Genomic DNA, 17,246 nt, shown 5'->3' with positions numbered 1-17,246 from the left:
CATGGGTGATGGGGTAATTGTCGAACTTAGCGAATTAATTGCATTAAAGCGTTATGCCCAAAGAGTTAACTATCAGCCTGAAGGTAATGCTTTACGCGCTGGCAATCACCTTTCTAAACTACGTGGTCGAGGGATGGATTTTGCTGAGGTACGTAATTACCAGGCTGGTGATGAAATTCGTCATATGGAATGGCGTGTGACAGCGCGTACTGGCAAACCCTATGTTAAACTTTATCAAGAAGAGCGTGAGCGCCCCATTGTCCTGATTGTTGATTTTAACGCGTCTATGTTCTTTGGTACACGGTTAGCATTTAAATCCGTGGTCGCTGCTCGTTTAGCTGCGATGATTGCTTGGACATCGATTAAGCAAGGGGATCGAATTGGTGGTTTATTGTATTCATCCTCCAGACATGATGAGTTTACACCTCGTAGCCGTGACGTTGGCGTTTTACCGCTTTTGGCTGCATTAAGTCAATATAGTAAAGAAAATCTTGAGGAAACTTCGCCTCGCCTATTAAGTGATGTTCTGGTTCGTTTGCGTCGTGTGGCGCGGCCGGGTAGTGTCATAGTCCTTCTTAGCGATTTTTATCAGATGGATAGAGAGAGTGAGCAACACTTGGCCCGATTGGGAGCGCATAATGATATCCTTGCCTACCATATTTGCGATCCTTTGGAACTCTTGCCACCAAAGCCTAACCACTATGCAATGACCAATGGTAAGCAGGAAATTCTTCTCGATACAACAATTGAAGAAATAAGTCAGGCATACCAGTCTTATTGCGAATTACGACTAGCAAATTTGCAGTCGCAGTTTAAAAGGTTGCAAATTCAGTATGTACAAGTTCTCGCGGAAACTGATCTACCAAGATTAGTACGGCAGACTTTTCCACGGAGGTCACGTGACTGAATCAGCAGCGCTAGCAAAATTGCGTGATATTCAATTGCCAAACCCTATCAGCTGGTGGCCAATGGCTCCTGGCTGGTATTTTTTAATCTCACTAGTTGTTCTCAGTGTTATTTTTTTACTTTACATTCTTCGCCGTAGTTATCTCTTTGGCCGTGCTAAGCGCGAAGCACTTCAATTATTGACCCATTATCAGCAAGCCTATGAGCAGGTTGGCAATAGTCAGCGCAGCAGCATGGAAATTTCAGAATTACTGCGTCGCGTAGCCTTAGTCTATTTTCCTAGGGATAGGGTAGCTGGTTTACAAGGCGAGGCCTGGTTGGCTTTTTTAAATGAAACCGCAAAAGGCGTTGATTTTAACTCAGTACGTCCTTGCTTGTTGGAAGCACCTTACCAAACAGGAAAAAACATGGACCTAAATCCTCTGTTTATTTGTGCAGAAAAATGGATAAAGCAACGGAGAAAACCATGTTCGAATTAGCTGAACCAAGAATTCTACTCTTTTTGCCGTTACCTTTTTTAATTTGGTTTTTAATTCCACGTGCAACGTTGCAATTACCCGCTGCTTTGAAAGTTCCTTTTTATCACGCCATGTTGACTATCGTAAGCAACCAAAAGCGTACTTTTGCCGGTCAGGCACAGCTAGGTTTGTTTTTGCTAATCTGGTCGTTATTACTGCTTGCGGCGGCTGGCCCGCGTTGGGTAGGAGAACCTAGACCTTTAGCAAGAGAAGGTCGTAATATCATGTTGGTGCTTGATTTATCAGGCAGTATGGCCCTGGATGACATGACATGGCGTGGTCGTCCCGCTACTCGCTTGGCTATTGTTAAACGCACCGCAGAACAATTTGTGCGTGAGCGGATAGGTGACCGAATTGGGTTGATTCTTTTTGGTAGTCGCGCTTATTTACAAACACCGCTCACCTATGATCGCCATACTGTATTGCTTCGACTTGAAGATGCCAGTGTTGGCTTGGCAGGACAAACTACTTCCATAGGTGATGCGCTTGGTTTGGCCGTGAAGCGTTTGCAAAATGTTCCAGCTAAAGGACGCATGATTATTTTGCTCACTGATGGCGCCAATAATTCAGGGGTATTGGCACCATTAAAAGCTGCTGAATTGGCAAAATTAGATGAGATTAAAGTTTATACGATTGGTTTAGGTGCAGAGGGGGATCCTCGCGCATTCAATGGGGTTTTTTTTAACATGAATGCTTCCCCTGATCTGGACGAAAAAACGTTGCAAGAGATAGCAAAAGTGACAGGGGGGCGCTATTTTAGAGCAACTGATGTCCAGTCATTACAAACTATTTATGAAACAATAAACCAATTAGAGACTGTAACACAGGAAGACGCAACGATTCGCCCGCAGCATGATTATTATCCTTGGCCATTGGCTCTAGCGCTCTTTTTATTGTTGTATTGGCTCATTAGAAAGATAGCTATATGGACCAGTTTGAAATCAATTTCTGCCCGCCGGGAGTTTTCATCATGATGGCAGATTTCCATTTCCTTCGTCCCTGGTGGTTACTAACCTGTTTACCCTTGCTGGGTTTTATTGGGTGTTTATGGCGGCAAAGTCCGCGTATGGGAGCATGGGCGACTGTTTGTGATAGTCATTTACTTAACTACTTGGTACAGTCTAAAAAGCAAGGAAAACGGCATGGTGCCTTGTTGTTTTTATTACTTAGTGGCCTATGTATGAGCTTTAGTTTGGCTGGTCCTGCCTGGATTCGCTTGCCGGTGCCAGCTTATCTGCAAATACAGCCAAGAGTATTAGTATTGGATATGTCAGATGTTATGTTGGCAAAAGATTTGGTACCCGACCGTTTAAATCGCGCTAAATTTAAATTGCATGATTTGTTTAAACGTCGGGATGCTGGCCAATTAGGTTTGGTGGTTTATACCGGTGAACCCTTTGTTGTTTCACCATTGACTGAGGATGCACAGACGATCGACGCCCTATTGGACTCCTTAACTCCAGATATTATGCCGGTGGAAGGACAACGTTTAGATAGTGCACTTGAAGAGGCTGGAGAGTTGATAACCCAGGCAGGGTTTGATCATGGCCAACTATTGGTATTGACTGCAGAGACTCCCAGTCTTGCCGCTTTAGAAGTGGCTAGCAAGTTGGCAAACAAACAGATTTTTACTTCAGTAATGCCCATTCTAGCCAATAAAACGCTTAATCCTCTTTTCGAGCGTCTGGCGGTGGCGGGGAAAGGACAACTAGTGTCTTTTACCGACACATCGGCTGATTTAGAGAATTGGCTAAAAAATACCGTAACCGAACAACAATATAGTCGAAGTCAACACAATGATATTCCTATGTGGCGCGATGAAGGGCGTTGGTTTTTACTCCCTGCGCTTGGTTTTTTATTACCGGTATTCCGGCGTGGATGGTTACAGAGGATCGCTACATGAGAGTCCTATGGAGCATTTTCTTATGGAGCCTTGCCAATTCTGGTTATACTTTTAGCTGGCCTGAGCTATGGGTGACGAAAGATCAGCAAGCACAAATGCTTATGCAGCAAAAGCAGTTTGATAAAGCAGAAAAAACTTTTCAGCAGGGAGATTGGCGTGCTACTGCAGCTTATCGTGCAGGGCATTATGAACAGGCAGCAAAAGACTTTCAATCACTCCAAAATGAACAGGGGTACTACAATCAGGGGAACGCATTGGCCCATTTAGGGCAATATGGAGAAGCAATTAAGGCCTATGAGAAGGCTTTGGCACTAAACCCGCACAATCAAGATGCCATTTATAATCGTAATTTGCTGCAAGAGCTATTAAAAAAAGAAAAGCAGCAGCAACAAGGCAATAATCAGCAAGGCAAGAACCAGCAAGGTAACGGCCAGCAAGGTAACGGCCAGCAAGGTAACGGCCAGCAAGGTAAAGACCAGCAAGGCAAAGACCAGCAAGGTAAAGACCAGCAAGGTAAAGACCAGCAAGGTAAAGACCAGCAAGGTAAAGACCAGCAAGGTAAAGACCAACAAGGTAAAGACCAGCAAGGTAAAGACCAGCAAGGTAAAGACCAGCAAGGTAACGGCCAGCAAGGTAAAGACCAGCAAGGTAACGGCCAGCAAGGCAAAGACCAGCAAGGTAAAGACCAACAAGGTAAAGACCAGCAAGGTAAAGACCAACAAGGTAAAGACCAGCAAGGTAAAGACCAGCAAGGTAACGGCCAGCAAGGCAAAGACCAGCAAGGCAAAGACCAGCAAGGCAAAGACCAGCAAGGTAAAGACCAGCAAGGTAAAGACCAGCAAGGCAAAGACCAGGAAGGTAACGGCCAGGAAGGGAAGGACCAGCAAGGCCAAGACCAGCAGAGTAAAGATCAAGAAAGCAAAACGCAGCAGAGTGAAAAAGAGATGGGTCAGGGAGCCACAACCAAAGAGCAAGCTGCCCTAGAGCATGAAAAACAACAGGCAAAAGAGCAATGGTTGCGCTTAATTCCCGATGATCCTGGTGGTTTGATGCGGGAGAAATTTTTACGTGATCACATGCGTAGACAAAGTGGGTGGTATGAATGAAGCGAATTTTAATAAGTTTATTTCTTTGTTGTTGTCTAAAGGTAGTTTTTGCGGATGTCACCGTACAACTTGACGTAACGCAGGTACAATTAGGCCAGCCTTTTAGCTTAACTTTAACACTGGATAGTACTGTTGATAGCGTTCCTGATTTAACACCATTACAAAAAAATTTTACCATTCTTGGTACGGAACGCAGTATGAATTACAGTGTTATTAATGGCCAAGCACATTCTGTTAGTCAATGGATAATAACGTTAACGGCTAACCGCAATGGGGTTTTAACTATCCCATCGCTGCAAATAGGTCAAGAATATACGAAGGCAAGCAGTATAGAAGTGACTTCGGAAGAAACACCAACAACGAATGTTCAGCCGCAAACGCCTCAGCAAGATGCTGTTTTAGAGACTGACGTGAGTGTGAAGACTCCCTTTGTAAATCAACAGGTTATTTTTACTACCCGATTATACTATAGCAGCAGGTTGCTCGATGCATCTTATCAACCCCCTCAGGTGGAAGATGCGTTAATGATTCCTCTTGGGCAAGGACGTCATTACCAGATTTCCAGTAACAACAAGATCTATGCTGTTGAAGAACAGCAATATGCTATCTTTCCACAAAAAAGTGGGGATTTGAAAATTAACCCACCAGCTTTCAACGCCTTGATTTATAGTGTGACTCCAAAACGGGTTCATCTCCAAGCCAAGCCGACTGTTCTTCATGTTAAACCAAGACTTGCAGGCTATAAATACTGGCTCGCTGCGAAACAGGTTTCTCTCTCTGAGACCTATGATAAAAACACAATTACTTTAATGCAGGGTGACACGTTAGTACGTACTGTCAAGTTGAGTGCCGTGGCTGTGCCCGCACAATTGTTACCAACCCTGGATTTTGGGAGTTCGGACCAATTTAGTGTTTATCCCGAAAAACCCCAGGAAAAAACTAGTTTTAAACATCCGAATTTAGTCAGCTCTACGACTGTGAAGGCGACTTATTTACTTAACAAAGCGGGGCAAATAAGCATACCCGCTATTAAACTAACCTGGTTCAATACAACAACTGGTAAAAAAGAAACAAGCGCTTTACCAGCACTTACTTTGAATGTGGTGGCTTCTGCTGGTGAAACAAAGCAGTCTGCGTCTGCTGCTGTTGCTAATACAGAGCCGGTGGCGCATACAACAGAGGTAGATGCTAAGAAAGAACAGCAAAGTACTCTGCCGTCATTGCGCCCAGAAACCAATGTTGCTTGGTGGCTAGCCAGTGCTTTTGCTATAGCCTGGTTACTTACACTTGGACTATGGTATAGACAACGGCGACAACAGGCAGAAAGGCAAACAGCAGGTCAAGTTATGAAGCAGTTGGCTAAAGCTTGTTTAGATAATCATGCCACTGAAGCGCGTGATGCCTTGCTTAAATGGGCCCGCTTTCAATGGCCTGAAGCGAATTTGTTGAATTTAACTGATGTGGAGAAAATGGTGGATGACACCAGGCTCAAGGAAGAAATTAATCAATTAGCCCAGGCTCTTTACCAGGATGTCAGTCCACAGAAAACTTGGCAGGGAACCGCTTTATGGGCTGCTATTACTTCTTTCAAAGGGGCAAAACTAAGGTCGGAGAATAGCAAAATGACTCCGCTGCCTCCTATTCATCGACTCTAGGGGGGGGTATGCAGCTTGCTGAGTACTGTAAGGAAGATGTACGAGGTTTGGCAAAACTTATCAAAGAAAGAGAAGTCAGTCCTGAAGAAGTGTTGGCTTGTGCTATTCAGCGCATGTATGAAGTCAATCCACAACTGAATGCAATAATTACTGATTGCAGTGATTGGGCACGTCAGCAATTGAAAAAGATGCGTGGTGATGAACCTTTTTACGGTGTGCCAGTACTAGTGAAAGACTTGGGTTTTTCCATGCAGGGAGTGCGTTATACAGCCGGCTCAACTTTTTTGACGACATCTGTTTCGTCATCAAATAGTGATTTTATTGATCGTCTATTGGCCTTGGGAATGTTGCCCTTCGCAAAAACCAATGTGCCTGAGTTCGGCCTTTCTTATGTGACAGAGTCAACTTTACTTGGCCCTTGCCGTAATCCCTATGATTTAAGTCGTACTTCAGGGGGGTCTTCAGGCGGTTCAGCTGCCGCCGTAGCCGCTGGGGTTGCACCCGTCGCTACGGCGAGCGATGGCGGGGGATCTATCCGCATACCTGCGGCTTGTTGTGGATTATTTGGGTTTAAGCCTACTCCCGGTTTAATGCCTGTCGGCCCTTGGGTTGGTGAAGCCTGGTCAGGTTTGTCAACCAATTTCGTATTAACTCGTAGTGTAGATGACTCAGCCCTTTTATTTGAGTTACTCGCTACCAATGTGTTACCTGAACCTAAACCAAACGTAGTCCATCCACAGCACGATGAGCAGTGCTTTCAACCTTTAAAAATTGCATGTCTTGAGGGGGCTTTTGCAGTTGTGCCTATTGATAAACCTTGTTTGGACGCCTTCGAACAAGCAATAACTATATTAACAAGAGCCGGGCATCAGGTGAGCTCCTATAAATTGTCTCTCGATCTGGAGGGAATTGCTGCCTCCGCTTTATGCCTCATTGCAGCCAACACCTGTGCTGAAATTGAAAATCAACAACAGTTGCTTGGGCGTAAGGTGCAAAAAAAGGAATTAGAGCCATTTACCTGGGAATTAATGGGACAAGGGAAGAAGTTGTCTGCATCCCAATTAATTACAGCAAAAAACAAGCTCTACCAACTCTTACGCCCTCTTCATGCACTATTCAACCAGGTTGATTTCGTGTTAACTCCTGCCTTGGCGCAATGGCCTCTTCCTATCGGCAGCTTACCAACCAATGATGATTTTAGTCATTATTTGCAAAAAAATCTTGCTTTTACACCCTTTACTGCCTTGTTTAATCAAGCGGGGCTACCTGCCATGACAATCCCTGTGATGCGTCATAATCATTTCCCACTCTCAGTACAATTTGCTGCTGCCAAAGGGCGAGACAGGTTTTTGTTACATTTTGCTCAGCAATTAAAAACCTTGCTTCCAGATTTTACCTCGCCAGTGATGACTCTTGGAAAAATAAAATAGGGGGCTTCCTTATTAAAGGAGTCCATAAATATTTATTGTTGATTCTCGCTATTTTATAAACACTAGAGTATAATGGAGCCACTTGTAGTTTAGATTTCCTGGCTGAAACATTGTTCTTCGTGAAAATCCCTCCTTTTGTAGTTCAAAGTAGCGAATTTATCGCGTTGCTTCCCTATGATGATTCTGGCTTGGATTGTTTAACGCAAGTGTGTGTTTAATTTAATTTGGAAAGTAGAAATGTCTGTGAAAGAAACTGGCCACGTCAAGTGGTTTAATGATGATAAGGGTTACGGTTTTATCAGTCGTGATAATGGTCAAGACGATGTATTCGTTCATTTTCGTTCGATCAATAGCGCAGCTGGTCGTAAAACTTTGGTAGAAGGTCAACGCGTCGAGTTCATGGTGACCAAAGGACCTAAAGGTCTACAAGCGGAAGATGTAACCGCTGTATAATAATCCTGCTGTTTCTCCAATCTTCTCCCCTCTAGTAATGGACTTTGTGCGCTACTAGAGGGGAGCGAGCTTTTCATTTTTATGAGAAATTCAGACGTAATCATAATTGGTGCTGGTGCTGCTGGCTTGATGTGTGCCATAGAAGCAGGAAAACGAGGGCGGCGAGTACTAGTTCTTGATCATGCTAACAAGGTTGGCAAGAAGATCCTGATGTCTGGTGGTGGGCGATGTAATTTTACTAATTACGAGGTAGAGGCCCGCCATTATTTATCTGCAAATCCTCATTTTTGTAAATCTGCCCTTAAACGTTATACGTCTTTTGATTTCATCAATCTGGTGAAAAAGCATCGTATTCCCTTCCATGAGAAATCACATGGCCAACTATTTTGTGATAATAAGGCTTCTGATATTGTTGCCATGCTCTTGAGTTGCTGCGAGCAAGCAAAAGTCGAAATACGTTTAAATACTGCTATTAATCACGTAGAGAAGACAGATAATGGCTATGCTTTAAGGTTAACAAAGGGAGAGCAGTTATTTTGCCAATCCCTGGTTGTTGCAACAGGGGGATTATCCATTCCAACTATGGGTGCATCTCCCTACGGTTACCAATTGGCTACCCAGTTTGGTTTGCCAGTATTGCCTACACGGGCCGGATTGGTCCCCTTCACTTTACAACCTGAAGAAAAAGAGCGTTTGGCCGTGTTATCAGGTATTTCCTTGCCCTGCGAAGTGTCTTGTAATAATCAACGCTTTTCCCTGGATATGCTGTTTACCCATCGTGGTTTAAGCGGGCCAGCAATGTTGCAAATTTCATCTTATTGGCAACCAGGCGGGATCTTGGAGATTGATCTGGATACCAATGATGAATGGGCTTCTCACTTGCCACAACGTAAGCGCTTGGCTCCACAGAGCCGTTTAAAGCATTGTTTGGAGGAAGTTTTGCCCAAGCGAGTGGTTGCTACTTTGGTAGCGGAATCTTTATTAGAACGAGAGTTACAAACGTTATCTGACAAAATTTTGCAAGAAATCGGACAACGTTTACGGCAATGGCGTATTAAACCCAATGGTACGGAGGGATACAGGACTGCTGAAGTGACCTTGGGCGGTGTGGACACGCGAGTACTGTCGTCACAAACGATGGAAGTTAATCATTTGCCCGGTCTTTATTTTGTCGGTGAAGTCCTGGATGTGAGTGGCTGGCTAGGTGGTTATAATTTTCAATGGGCTTGGTCGTCAGGTTGGGCAGCTGGTCAATATGTGTAAACCTTAGCTGAATTGATATTCGGGTGTACTCGCGCAGTGATTTCTTCTCTTGGATAGTGGCTCTGACTTCATTGACTGGTTGCAAAATTGATTGTTTTTTAGCAACTTTCTTTCACCGGACTAAGAGTTGTCACAGCGAATTGAGATAGCAGTTAACGGCTAATCTTGCGCATTGTACTAACTTCCTCTAATGTAGGGGAATTCGTGTAAATGGAATGTGGGCCATGTTGATGCGGTTTTTCTCTTTGTTTTTTATCGTATTATTAGCGTCGAGTTGTGCGAGAGCACCGGCTCATCTGCCTCCAGTTGCAATTAAAGCGGTGCAAAACAGGCAAGTACCTTCTTTCAATCAGGTCCTTGTCGAAGGCCGGATCAATGTTAATTTGCATACTGGCTATGCCCGTCCACAGGTCATCTTATATGGAAATCCCAGTGATTTAATCCATGTATCTACACGAGTAGTCAATGGTATGCTGATTATTAATCTGGGTAGTGGTTATCCTCGCTGCGGAGCTGTTCGAGCCGAAATTCGTGGTCGTTATTTAAATTCCTTCACTTATCGTGGTGCAGGCACTATTACGGGTACTAATTTACGCTCAGGACTTCTTGATCTTGCAATTGATAATCCAGGTAGAACAACATTGGGTGGTTCCATTGTATTGCGTAAAGTGAAGATAAGTGGTGGAGGGAATGTCCAACTCAGCGGTGTTAACGGTAAATATTTGCAATTGACGTTGCTTGGTAAAACAAGGTTGCAATTAGCGGGTATGTTGAATTTAGCCAAGCTCGATTTGGCGGGTCAGAGTTGGGTGAGCATGTATTGGATAAAATCGGATACGCTGACCATACGAGCTCGTGGTAAGACTTTTATCCAGTTGGCAGGTATAGTCAACAAACTGGACGTGGAGTTATGGGATACAGCTCATTTCAATGGTCGATATTTACGCTCAAAACGGACCTTTGCAAAAACACATAATAAATCTGTTGCAGATATTATCGCCGTGAAGCATCAGCATACCTTTGCTACTGATGCCAGTGATATTTATTTTTATAATATTCCTGATACCAAGGCAGATTTCATGGTTTTTGATGGTTCTGTCCTCGATATGCGAGATTGGGATCAGTATGCTATGCGTGAGTACGATCGCTACAATAAATAGCGGTATTAGTTTGAATCAGCTAGCTATTAGCCATATTGTTCTGTTTGATACAGGTTAGGACGCTATCCGTATCGCCATCCAGAGGAATGATATGCGCTGAATTGGCGAGCCAGTGAATAGTCACATTTTCCATATTGGCAAAGCGAGCTGCGACCTGCCAGGAGGCGACGACTTTATCATGGCAGCCAAGAAATAAATCGGTAGGACAGTTAGGCGGTGAAAACTGAAATTGCCTAATAGAGGTTAATACTTCGATAATAACTGCAAGGGGTATCTTGCGGTAAGAAATTTCACAATGCTCATCGGTATATAAATTCCCAGCTACACTTCGTACCTGACTAAAACCCAAATAGTTTAATAGTTTTGCCAGACCCAATGTTCGATTAATCTTTAGACGTAAATCCAGTGCTGGTGCTAATAAATAAAGATGATGGAGCGGGAAACGATTACTCAGGTGACAGGCTAACAATCCTCCAAGAGATAATCCCATGACATCAACCTGAGTAAATTCGTTAACTAATAATTCACAAGTTTGCTCAGCCAGCACAAACCAGTCACTTGCCTTGCTTTGCGCGAAACTATCAAGATTGGCTGCATGTCCTGGTAGCACCGGGCAAATTACAGCATCATAGTAAGCAAGGGAGGGTAGTAAATCACGAAAAACAGCTGGGGAAGATGAAAACCCGTGTAACAATAATAAGGCTCGCTGCTTTTTCCCATTACGCTGCTCAATGGGGGCCATCAAAGAAAAATCATCTTGGGTTAAAGAAAAAAGCTGTACGCCCCGTCGCATACAACGAAAAGCATCAATATTCATTCAGATCCTTATGATAAAAAAATTTGCAAAATAAGTGTAAATAAGGCTTTGATTACCCCTTTTACAGCGGTTACTTTGATATTATGTGAATATAACGTGCTTTACTGTTAAAACAGTAGCAGATTTAATAACAATAGCAGAAGAAAGGCAATTTTTTATAAAATTGGTAAAGCCAGAAATAAAATAAGTCAAAAAGGCTAATAAACTAGTTCCATTAATTTGAACTATAGTTTATCGCATAAGCTTATCGTAAGTTTTGATATGCTATCTTTAAATTAATAGAGTTAAGAAATTTAGGGTGAATACTATGGGCGATCCGGTCAATGATACAACAACACCAACTACTCCTAAACCTAAGGGGTCTAGTACTGGTGGTCCAAGCCAAACGCAACCGACGCAGACGCAACCAACGCAGCCCCAGCCAACAGGCAAGAAACCTGATGCGAAAAAGGCAGCGCCCAAGACCCCTGCGCCTCAACAACCTAAGTCTCCAAAGGCCGAAGATGAGGGTGATGAAAAGAAAAAGAAAAAAAAGGAACATGAAGAGCCTTTGATTCAGTTGATGCAAGACATTCTCGATATAGTGAAAGAAATCCATAAGCCGCTTACAGATGCAGTGGAAGGGAAAATAAAAGGGCTTGCGAGTGCTGCTGCAAATAAGGTCAAAGAAGGGGTAGTAGCCGGTGCAGGTCTGGTGAAAGACGGTATAGTAGCCGGCGCAACAATGGCGAAAGACGGCATCGTAGCCGGAGCAACTGCTCTTGCAGATAAAATAAAGGACAAATTTTCTTCCAAGGATGCGCCAAAGGATGGGCCTGAAGAAATCGAAATGCAAGATATGAAGCCAAAAGTAGATGAGGAAACGGATGAAGAAGTAGATGAGGAAATGGACGAAGAAATAGATGAGGAAATGGACGAAGAAGTAGATGAGGAAATGGATGAAGAAGTAGATGAGGAAATGGATGAAGAAGTAGATGAGCAAATGGATGAAGAAGAGGTAGATGAAGCTTATACAGCAATGGTAGATGAAGGACCTCAAGACCCCAGTCCCTCTAACCTGACCAAGATGTCTTCTGACACCCAATCAACCTCAGTACCGGATATGGATGAAAACAATGAATATGATGGGTTGGCACAAATGTTTAATGGCACTGATAATAGCCCGGAACCGGAGGCACCAAGTCTCGACACATCAACAACGTTATCACAGTAATTGACTTGGCGCGATTTGTCGCGCCAAGTCTATGCGATTTAACTTTCCATTAATTTGTGGGGCAAGCTTTCCAAACGACCAGCCTGAGTGACAACAACATAATTAAGTTTACGTTGCAATTCACTGATGGTATCAGCACCGGCATAGGTTAATCCTGAACGTAAACCACCCACGATATCGGCAATAATGGCATCCTGGTTATTGCGATAAGTGACTTCCGTTGCTACACCTTCGGCTGTTTTCCATTCATGCATTTGGCCTAAAAAATCTTCCTGTGCTTCACGTGAAGCCATACCACGATAGCGCTTTACTTGCTTACCGTCTTCTTTACTAATGACTGCACCTGGTGTGGGCTCAGTACCTGCAAGCATGCCGCCAATCATCACAAAATCGGCACCAAAAGCCAGGGCTTTGACGATATCGCCAGAAGTGCGGATACCGCCGTCGGCAACAATTGAACGATCGCTACGGGCACAATCCTGAATACAGGTGAGCATAGGAATTCCAAAGCCTGTTTTAATTCGAGTACTGCAGACAGAGCCGCCACCAATACCCGCTTTAATGATGTCAGCTCCGCATGAGGCCAGGTAATCTGCGCCAGCATAAGTGGCGACATTGCCTGCCATGATGCAACGGCTTCCCAGCAATTGTCTCAGACTCTTCAGTGTTTTACCCACGTATTTGGCGTGCGCATGGGCCACATCTACGCAGAAAAAATCAGCTCCGGCATCCCGCAGTGCTTCGGCTCGTTGCAATTCGCTGTCAGTACAACCGACAGAAACAAAGACCTTCCCATGACAGAGTTTAAATTCCTTGATGTTGTCTTCAATGCTTAAGAAACGGTGCAGCGCGCCAATACCTCCTTTGCTGTGCATGAAATTGGCCATCTTGCTTTCAGTGATAGTGTCCATGTTAGAACTTATCACTGGTAATTCCAGAGTTAATTTAGCCAACCGGTCAGTTACGCTGGTATTGACCACTCGCCTTGATTCATGATGGTTATAGGCAGGAACCAATAGGACGTCATCAAAGGTGATGGCTTGAGTGTTCATTATTTATCCTCTGTTAAAACACGTACTATAAATGTTCTGCCGCATAATAAGCAAGCCTTGATCGCTCACCCCGTGTTAACGTCATGTGAGCACTATGTTGCCAATGTTTAAATCGATCGACAGCAAACGTTAAGCCAGAGGTTGTTTCAGTTAAATAGGGCGTATCAATTTGCTTGATATCGCCAAGGCAAATAATCTTGCTTCCTGGTCCTGCCCGCGTGACCAAGGTTTTAATTTGTTTGGAAGTTAAGTTCTGTGCTTCATCGATAATGATAAAACGGTTTAAAAAAGTACGGCCGCGCATAAAATTGAGTGAGCGAATCTTAATTTTATTCTGGAGTAAATCTTGCGTAGCACCTCGGCCAAAACTGCCACCCTCTTGAGAACTGTGCAGTACTTCGAGGTTATCCATTAACGCCCCCATCCAAGGCGTCATTTTTTCTTCTTCTGTTCCTGGGAGAAAACCGATGTCTTCACCGACAGGAATCGTTACTCGCGTCATTAAAATTTCATTATAACGATTTTGATCCAAGACCTGGGTTAAGCCTGCAGCAATCGTCAATAAGGTTTTTCCGGTCCCTGCTGAGCCTTGCAGCGTAACAAAATCAATGTCTGGATCCAGCAATAAATTCAAGGCGAAGTTTTGTTCGCGGTTACGGGCATTAATTCCCCACACGGAATGTTTGGTTTGCGTAAAATCGCGGGCCAATTGTACCACTGTACTGCCCTCAGCAATTTCCTTTACGATTGCCTGAAATTGATTATCATGAGTACTGATACAATCATTGTAATTCCATTGATTGGTTAGTGGGCCGCTGATGCGATAAAAAGTTTTACCATTTTCTTGCCAGGCCTCGATATTTTTTGCATGCGTATCCCAGAAATCATTGTCAAGAATGTGGATGCCACTATGCAATAAATTGACATCATCAAGTACTTTATCGTTGTAATAATCCTCAGCGGGAATACCCAGAATTCCTGCTTTAATGCGTAAATTGATATCTTTAGAAATAATAATGACTTGCCGCTCAGGGTATTTTTTCTGCAAACCTAAGGCAGTAGCAAGAATTGTATTATCGGCTTTGTGTCCAGGCAGTGACGGCGGGCGGATTTGCTCAAATTCATCAGTCTGAAAAAATAAGCGCCCGCTGCTTTTTACTTTATCAGAAGTGATAAAACTGGGAATGGGCAAGCCGGCAACAATCTCTTGATGGTTGGCATTACTCATCAACTCGACTAACATGCGGTTAGTCTGTCGCACGTTGCGAGCGACTTCAGAGATCCCTGTTTTGTGGCTGTCTAATTCTTCTAAAACAACCATGGGTAAATAGATGTCATGTTCTTCAAAACGGTAGATGGCCGTAGGATCATGCATCATGATATTCGTATCAAGTACGAACAGTTTTGTGTCTTTATTCCCCATATCCATGATTTCATCCTATCAGCTAAAAGATTCATTGTGCTGAGGGCTTGGGACTCAGTCAAGCCTTATTAGACTCAATACCCTTGTTTAGTAAGGGTTTTCAACGTTTTGTTCAGTACAAAAATAATATGGATAGAAAGAATACGTAGTTTCTGGTTTATCCTTGGAGTTTCGCTAAGGTTTGCAGGACTTCAGCGACGTGCCCTTTAACACTTACTTTGCGCCATTCATGGCGTAAAATGCCCTGTGGATCGATAAGGAAAGTACTCCGCTCAATGCCTCGTACTTGCTTTCCATACATTGATTTCATCTTGATCACATCAAATTGTTGGCACAAGATTTCATCCGGATCGCTAATTAATTCAAAGGGAAATTGTTGCTTGCATTTAAAGTTTTCATGTGATTTTAAGCTGTCACGGGAGATACCCAATATTTCCGTATTGAGTTTTTGGAACTCTGCATAAGCGTCCCGAAAATCTTGCCCTTCTGTGGTACAGCCTGGTGTTGCGTCTTTTGGATAAAAATATAAAACGATCCATTTGCCTTGATATATTTTCAGATTAGCCTGCAAGCCATTTGTTGCGGTAAAGTTGGAAGACGTTATCTGATCACCCAGTTTCATAATGAGTCCTTTGGTTGTCTAAAAGAAGCTTTTATATCCTAGAGGAAAGACGTGTATTTCGACAATAGCAGCATTTTATTTTATTACGCCGTTAATAATGATTTTCTGCCGCTCATTTAGCCGTATATAAACTGCGCTGCTCGATCAGTTTTGCCTCGTCTAAACAAAAATAAACGCTACTGTGGTATGTGGGATACATGTATAATTATTTTTTTAGTTAAATATTCGAGATTCATGACTACCAACAAACAGCAAAGTGCTACTATCGCTGTTAATAAAAAAGCACATTTTGATTATTTTATCGAAAATGAATACGAAGCTGGCTTAATTCTCGAAGGATGGGAAGTAAAAAGCCTGCGCGCAGGTAAAATTAATCTTTCAGATGCGCATGTAATAATAAAATATGGTGAGGCTTTTCTATTAGGGGCTCAGATTCAACCTTTACCAACGGCGTCCACCCACCTTGCCCCTGATGCGATACGAACACGCAAGTTATTGCTTAACCGCAAAGAACTGAATCAATTGATCGGCAGTGTTGAACGTCAAGGTTATACCTTGGTTCCGTTATCGCTCTATTGGAAGCGCAATCGGGTCAAGATGAAAATCGCATTGGCTAAAGGTAAAAAAACGCATGATAAAAGGGATACCATTAAAGATCGGGATTGGCAGCGAGACAAGGCTCGGCTTATGAAAAAAAATAATTAATATGAGTTCGATATAAATCAGGCATCTGTTTTATATCTCGCTAACGCACTTTATCCCGTCAATGCGCAGCAGCATTATATAGGGGCCAATACAACAGCCCAGTTCGATACTATTAATAGTTATTCCTATCCATTAGTCTGGTATCCAGTTAATTGGGGAGTCATTGTCCAGTTTCAATTGAATGGCACCAAGCACTTGTTGTGGAGTCAGAGTTTGGGGGTTGCTGTGTTCATGAGCTAACTCATTAATGACACCTTGCACGAATCCCGGTTCTTGTTTGTGAACCTTTACTAAATAGAGCGCTAACGTTCTATAAGAACATCCATTTTCGAGGAAAGCCAATAACCCTTTATCTTCATCCGTTAATTTTTCCCCCACTAATGCGCTACATTCCTCCTCGTTATAATAGTTATATACGAAATTTTCTCGTCTAAAAGGCGTTTCATCGTTGCTTTTCTTGACTGTTTGTACAAATAGAGTCGATTTTATTTTAGGCGAAGCTTGAGAAGAGAGTGCCTGTTTGGAGGGGGGGGAGGATGTGGCCTCGCCAGTTTTTGCAATAATTTTAAAGGATGGTTGAGTAGAATAGCCTGAGTATTCATTGAGCTCTCGCAGTCTAATGTTATCAAAGCTTTCGCCAGGATAACCGTATAAAACCGCGGCGAATTCTAAATTAAGATAGAGTTGTTTTTCATTAATTTTTTCGATTAAACCCGTTTCCAGATAGTCTTGATCCCCTTTGCCAATTTCTTGAAGGAAGGTTTTTGCTGCTGCTGTGGTTGGGAAAGTGACAACCGCACCAGAATTTTCTCCCGCTTCAAACTTAGCACCGGTCTTTTTTAAGCTTGGATAGTGTAGAGCCATGATGTGCCTTAGTCCTTTTTATGGGCGACATGTTACTTTTTAAGACAAAAAATGCGCTTAGTCAAGGTGAAAGCAAAAAAATTCACTCGTGAAACTGTAGCCACTAATTCATTTTTTAATACGCTTATCGACCTCATAAGAGAGGCAATTGCTTTG

General features: G+C 43.2%; 17 protein-coding genes. 12 read left to right on the top strand and 5 right to left on the bottom strand.

Features of this window, described 5'->3' with window-relative positions; genetic code table 11:
• Position 1 precedes the first annotated feature (1 nt).
• From ACN4Z1_RS00800 to ACN4Z1_RS00755, 10 genes are all read left to right on the top strand, one after another.
• Positions 2-907, top strand: coding sequence for a DUF58 domain-containing protein (locus ACN4Z1_RS00800; RefSeq protein ID WP_228363632.1), 906 nt, complete (start codon positions 2-4; stop codon positions 905-907).
• Positions 900-1,385, top strand: a complete 486-nt coding sequence (locus ACN4Z1_RS00795; protein ID WP_228363633.1) for a DUF4381 domain-containing protein — start codon at positions 900-902, stop codon at positions 1,383-1,385. Before ACN4Z1_RS00800 ends, ACN4Z1_RS00795 begins: the two co-directional genes overlap by 8 nt.
• On the top strand, positions 1,373-2,398 hold the full coding sequence (locus tag ACN4Z1_RS00790) for a vWA domain-containing protein (protein ID WP_228363634.1): 1,026 nt from the start codon (positions 1,373-1,375) through the stop codon (positions 2,396-2,398). Before ACN4Z1_RS00795 ends, ACN4Z1_RS00790 begins: the two co-directional genes overlap by 13 nt.
• Complete coding sequence (locus ACN4Z1_RS00785; protein WP_228363635.1) at positions 2,395-3,327, top strand: vWA domain-containing protein; 933 nt, start codon at positions 2,395-2,397, stop codon at positions 3,325-3,327. The genes ACN4Z1_RS00790 and ACN4Z1_RS00785 overlap by 4 nt, the downstream gene beginning before the upstream one ends.
• Positions 3,324-4,433, top strand: coding sequence for a tetratricopeptide repeat protein (locus tag ACN4Z1_RS00780; protein ID WP_228363636.1), 1,110 nt, complete (start codon positions 3,324-3,326; stop codon positions 4,431-4,433). The genes ACN4Z1_RS00785 and ACN4Z1_RS00780 overlap by 4 nt, the downstream gene beginning before the upstream one ends.
• A complete protein-coding gene (locus ACN4Z1_RS00775; protein WP_228363637.1) occupies positions 4,430-6,088 on the top strand; it encodes a BatD family protein in 1,659 nt (552 codons plus the stop codon). The genes ACN4Z1_RS00780 and ACN4Z1_RS00775 overlap by 4 nt, the downstream gene beginning before the upstream one ends.
• An 8-nt stretch (positions 6,089-6,096) precedes the next feature.
• Entirely contained in the window at positions 6,097-7,518 is a 1,422-nt protein-coding gene (locus ACN4Z1_RS00770) for an amidase (protein WP_228363638.1), read from the top strand.
• A 237-nt stretch (positions 7,519-7,755) separates the two neighbouring features.
• Positions 7,756-7,971, top strand: a complete 216-nt coding sequence (locus ACN4Z1_RS00765) for a cold-shock protein (RefSeq protein ID WP_058443552.1) — start codon at positions 7,756-7,758, stop codon at positions 7,969-7,971.
• 81 nt (positions 7,972-8,052) lie between these two features.
• Positions 8,053-9,234 (top strand): NAD(P)/FAD-dependent oxidoreductase, encoded by a 1,182-nt coding sequence (locus tag ACN4Z1_RS00760; protein ID WP_228363639.1) that lies wholly within the window; start codon positions 8,053-8,055, stop codon positions 9,232-9,234.
• 224 nt (positions 9,235-9,458) lie between these two features.
• Positions 9,459-10,394 carry a GIN domain-containing protein gene (locus ACN4Z1_RS00755; protein WP_228363640.1) on the top strand — a complete coding sequence of 312 codons (936 nt, stop codon included), beginning with the start codon at positions 9,459-9,461 and terminating at the stop codon, positions 10,392-10,394.
• Between the two features lie 19 nt (positions 10,395-10,413).
• Here the strand turns inward: ACN4Z1_RS00755 and ACN4Z1_RS00750 are convergent, their stop codons facing one another.
• A complete protein-coding gene (locus ACN4Z1_RS00750; protein ID WP_228363641.1) occupies positions 10,414-11,211 on the bottom strand; it encodes an alpha/beta hydrolase in 798 nt (265 codons plus the stop codon).
• Between the two features lie 298 nt (positions 11,212-11,509).
• Here ACN4Z1_RS00750 and ACN4Z1_RS00745 point away from each other — a divergent pair, with 298 nt between their 5' ends.
• Positions 11,510-12,424, top strand: a complete 915-nt coding sequence (locus ACN4Z1_RS00745; RefSeq protein WP_419423036.1) for a hypothetical protein — start codon at positions 11,510-11,512, stop codon at positions 12,422-12,424.
• Between the two features lie 38 nt (positions 12,425-12,462).
• Here the strand turns inward: ACN4Z1_RS00745 and ACN4Z1_RS00740 are convergent, their stop codons facing one another.
• The 3 genes from ACN4Z1_RS00740 to ACN4Z1_RS00730 all read right to left on the bottom strand — a co-directional run bounded on the left by ACN4Z1_RS00740 (position 12,463) and on the right by ACN4Z1_RS00730 (position 15,521).
• Positions 12,463-13,476, bottom strand: a complete 1,014-nt coding sequence (locus ACN4Z1_RS00740; protein ID WP_115220095.1) for a guanosine monophosphate reductase — start codon at positions 13,474-13,476, stop codon at positions 12,463-12,465.
• Between the two features lie 25 nt (positions 13,477-13,501).
• A complete protein-coding gene (locus ACN4Z1_RS00735) occupies positions 13,502-14,905 on the bottom strand; it encodes a PhoH family protein (protein WP_115220096.1) in 1,404 nt (467 codons plus the stop codon).
• 151 nt (positions 14,906-15,056) lie between these two features.
• Entirely contained in the window at positions 15,057-15,521 is a 465-nt protein-coding gene (locus ACN4Z1_RS00730; protein ID WP_228363643.1) for a peroxiredoxin, read from the bottom strand.
• A gap of 234 nt (positions 15,522-15,755) precedes the next feature.
• Here ACN4Z1_RS00730 and smpB point away from each other — a divergent pair, with 234 nt between their 5' ends.
• Positions 15,756-16,226 (top strand): SsrA-binding protein SmpB, encoded by a 471-nt coding sequence (smpB, locus tag ACN4Z1_RS00725; RefSeq protein ID WP_115220098.1) that lies wholly within the window; start codon positions 15,756-15,758, stop codon positions 16,224-16,226.
• 132 nt (positions 16,227-16,358) lie between these two features.
• Here smpB and ACN4Z1_RS00720 read toward each other — a convergent pair whose 3' ends face one another.
• Positions 16,359-17,090, bottom strand: a complete 732-nt coding sequence (locus ACN4Z1_RS00720; protein ID WP_228363644.1) for a hypothetical protein — start codon at positions 17,088-17,090, stop codon at positions 16,359-16,361.
• Between the last annotated feature and the right edge of the window lie 156 nt (positions 17,091-17,246).

It is taken from the genome of Legionella sp. ST3F1, assembly GCF_048553315.1.
Taxonomy (GTDB): Bacteria; Pseudomonadota; Gammaproteobacteria; order Legionellales; family Legionellaceae; genus Tatlockia; species Tatlockia donaldsonii.
Note: the sequence above shows the minus strand (reverse complement) of the source record. Positions and strands in the feature narration are given on the sequence as shown.

What these genes read in the sequence shown, in the direction of transcription:
- ACN4Z1_RS00800 (WP_228363632.1), top strand. Translation starts at nt 2, where the DNA reads ATGGGTGATGGGGTAATTGTCGAACTTAGCGAATTAATTGCATTAAAG.
- ACN4Z1_RS00790 (WP_228363634.1), top strand. Translation starts at nt 1,373, where the DNA reads ATGTTCGAATTAGCTGAACCAAGAATTCTACTCTTTTTGCCGTTACCT.
- ACN4Z1_RS00785 (WP_228363635.1), top strand. Translation starts at nt 2,395, where the DNA reads ATGATGGCAGATTTCCATTTCCTTCGTCCCTGGTGGTTACTAACCTGT.
- ACN4Z1_RS00780 (WP_228363636.1), top strand. Translation starts at nt 3,324, where the DNA reads ATGAGAGTCCTATGGAGCATTTTCTTATGGAGCCTTGCCAATTCTGGT.
- ACN4Z1_RS00775 (WP_228363637.1), top strand. Translation starts at nt 4,430, where the DNA reads ATGAAGCGAATTTTAATAAGTTTATTTCTTTGTTGTTGTCTAAAGGTA.
- ACN4Z1_RS00770 (WP_228363638.1), top strand. Translation starts at nt 6,097, where the DNA reads ATGCAGCTTGCTGAGTACTGTAAGGAAGATGTACGAGGTTTGGCAAAA.
- ACN4Z1_RS00765 (WP_058443552.1), top strand. Translation starts at nt 7,756, where the DNA reads ATGTCTGTGAAAGAAACTGGCCACGTCAAGTGGTTTAATGATGATAAG.
- ACN4Z1_RS00760 (WP_228363639.1), top strand. Translation starts at nt 8,053, where the DNA reads ATGAGAAATTCAGACGTAATCATAATTGGTGCTGGTGCTGCTGGCTTG.
- ACN4Z1_RS00755 (WP_228363640.1), top strand. Translation starts at nt 9,459, where the DNA reads ATGTTGATGCGGTTTTTCTCTTTGTTTTTTATCGTATTATTAGCGTCG.
- ACN4Z1_RS00750 (WP_228363641.1), bottom strand. Translation starts at nt 11,211, where the DNA reads ATGAATATTGATGCTTTTCGTTGTATGCGACGGGGCGTACAGCTTTTT.
- ACN4Z1_RS00740 (WP_115220095.1), bottom strand. Translation starts at nt 13,476, where the DNA reads ATGAACACTCAAGCCATCACCTTTGATGACGTCCTATTGGTTCCTGCC.
- ACN4Z1_RS00735 (WP_115220096.1), bottom strand. Translation starts at nt 14,905, where the DNA reads ATGGATATGGGGAATAAAGACACAAAACTGTTCGTACTTGATACGAAT.
- ACN4Z1_RS00730 (WP_228363643.1), bottom strand. Translation starts at nt 15,521, where the DNA reads ATGAAACTGGGTGATCAGATAACGTCTTCCAACTTTACCGCAACAAAT.
- smpB (WP_115220098.1), top strand. Translation starts at nt 15,756, where the DNA reads ATGACTACCAACAAACAGCAAAGTGCTACTATCGCTGTTAATAAAAAA.
- ACN4Z1_RS00720 (WP_228363644.1), bottom strand. Translation starts at nt 17,090, where the DNA reads ATGGCTCTACACTATCCAAGCTTAAAAAAGACCGGTGCTAAGTTTGAA.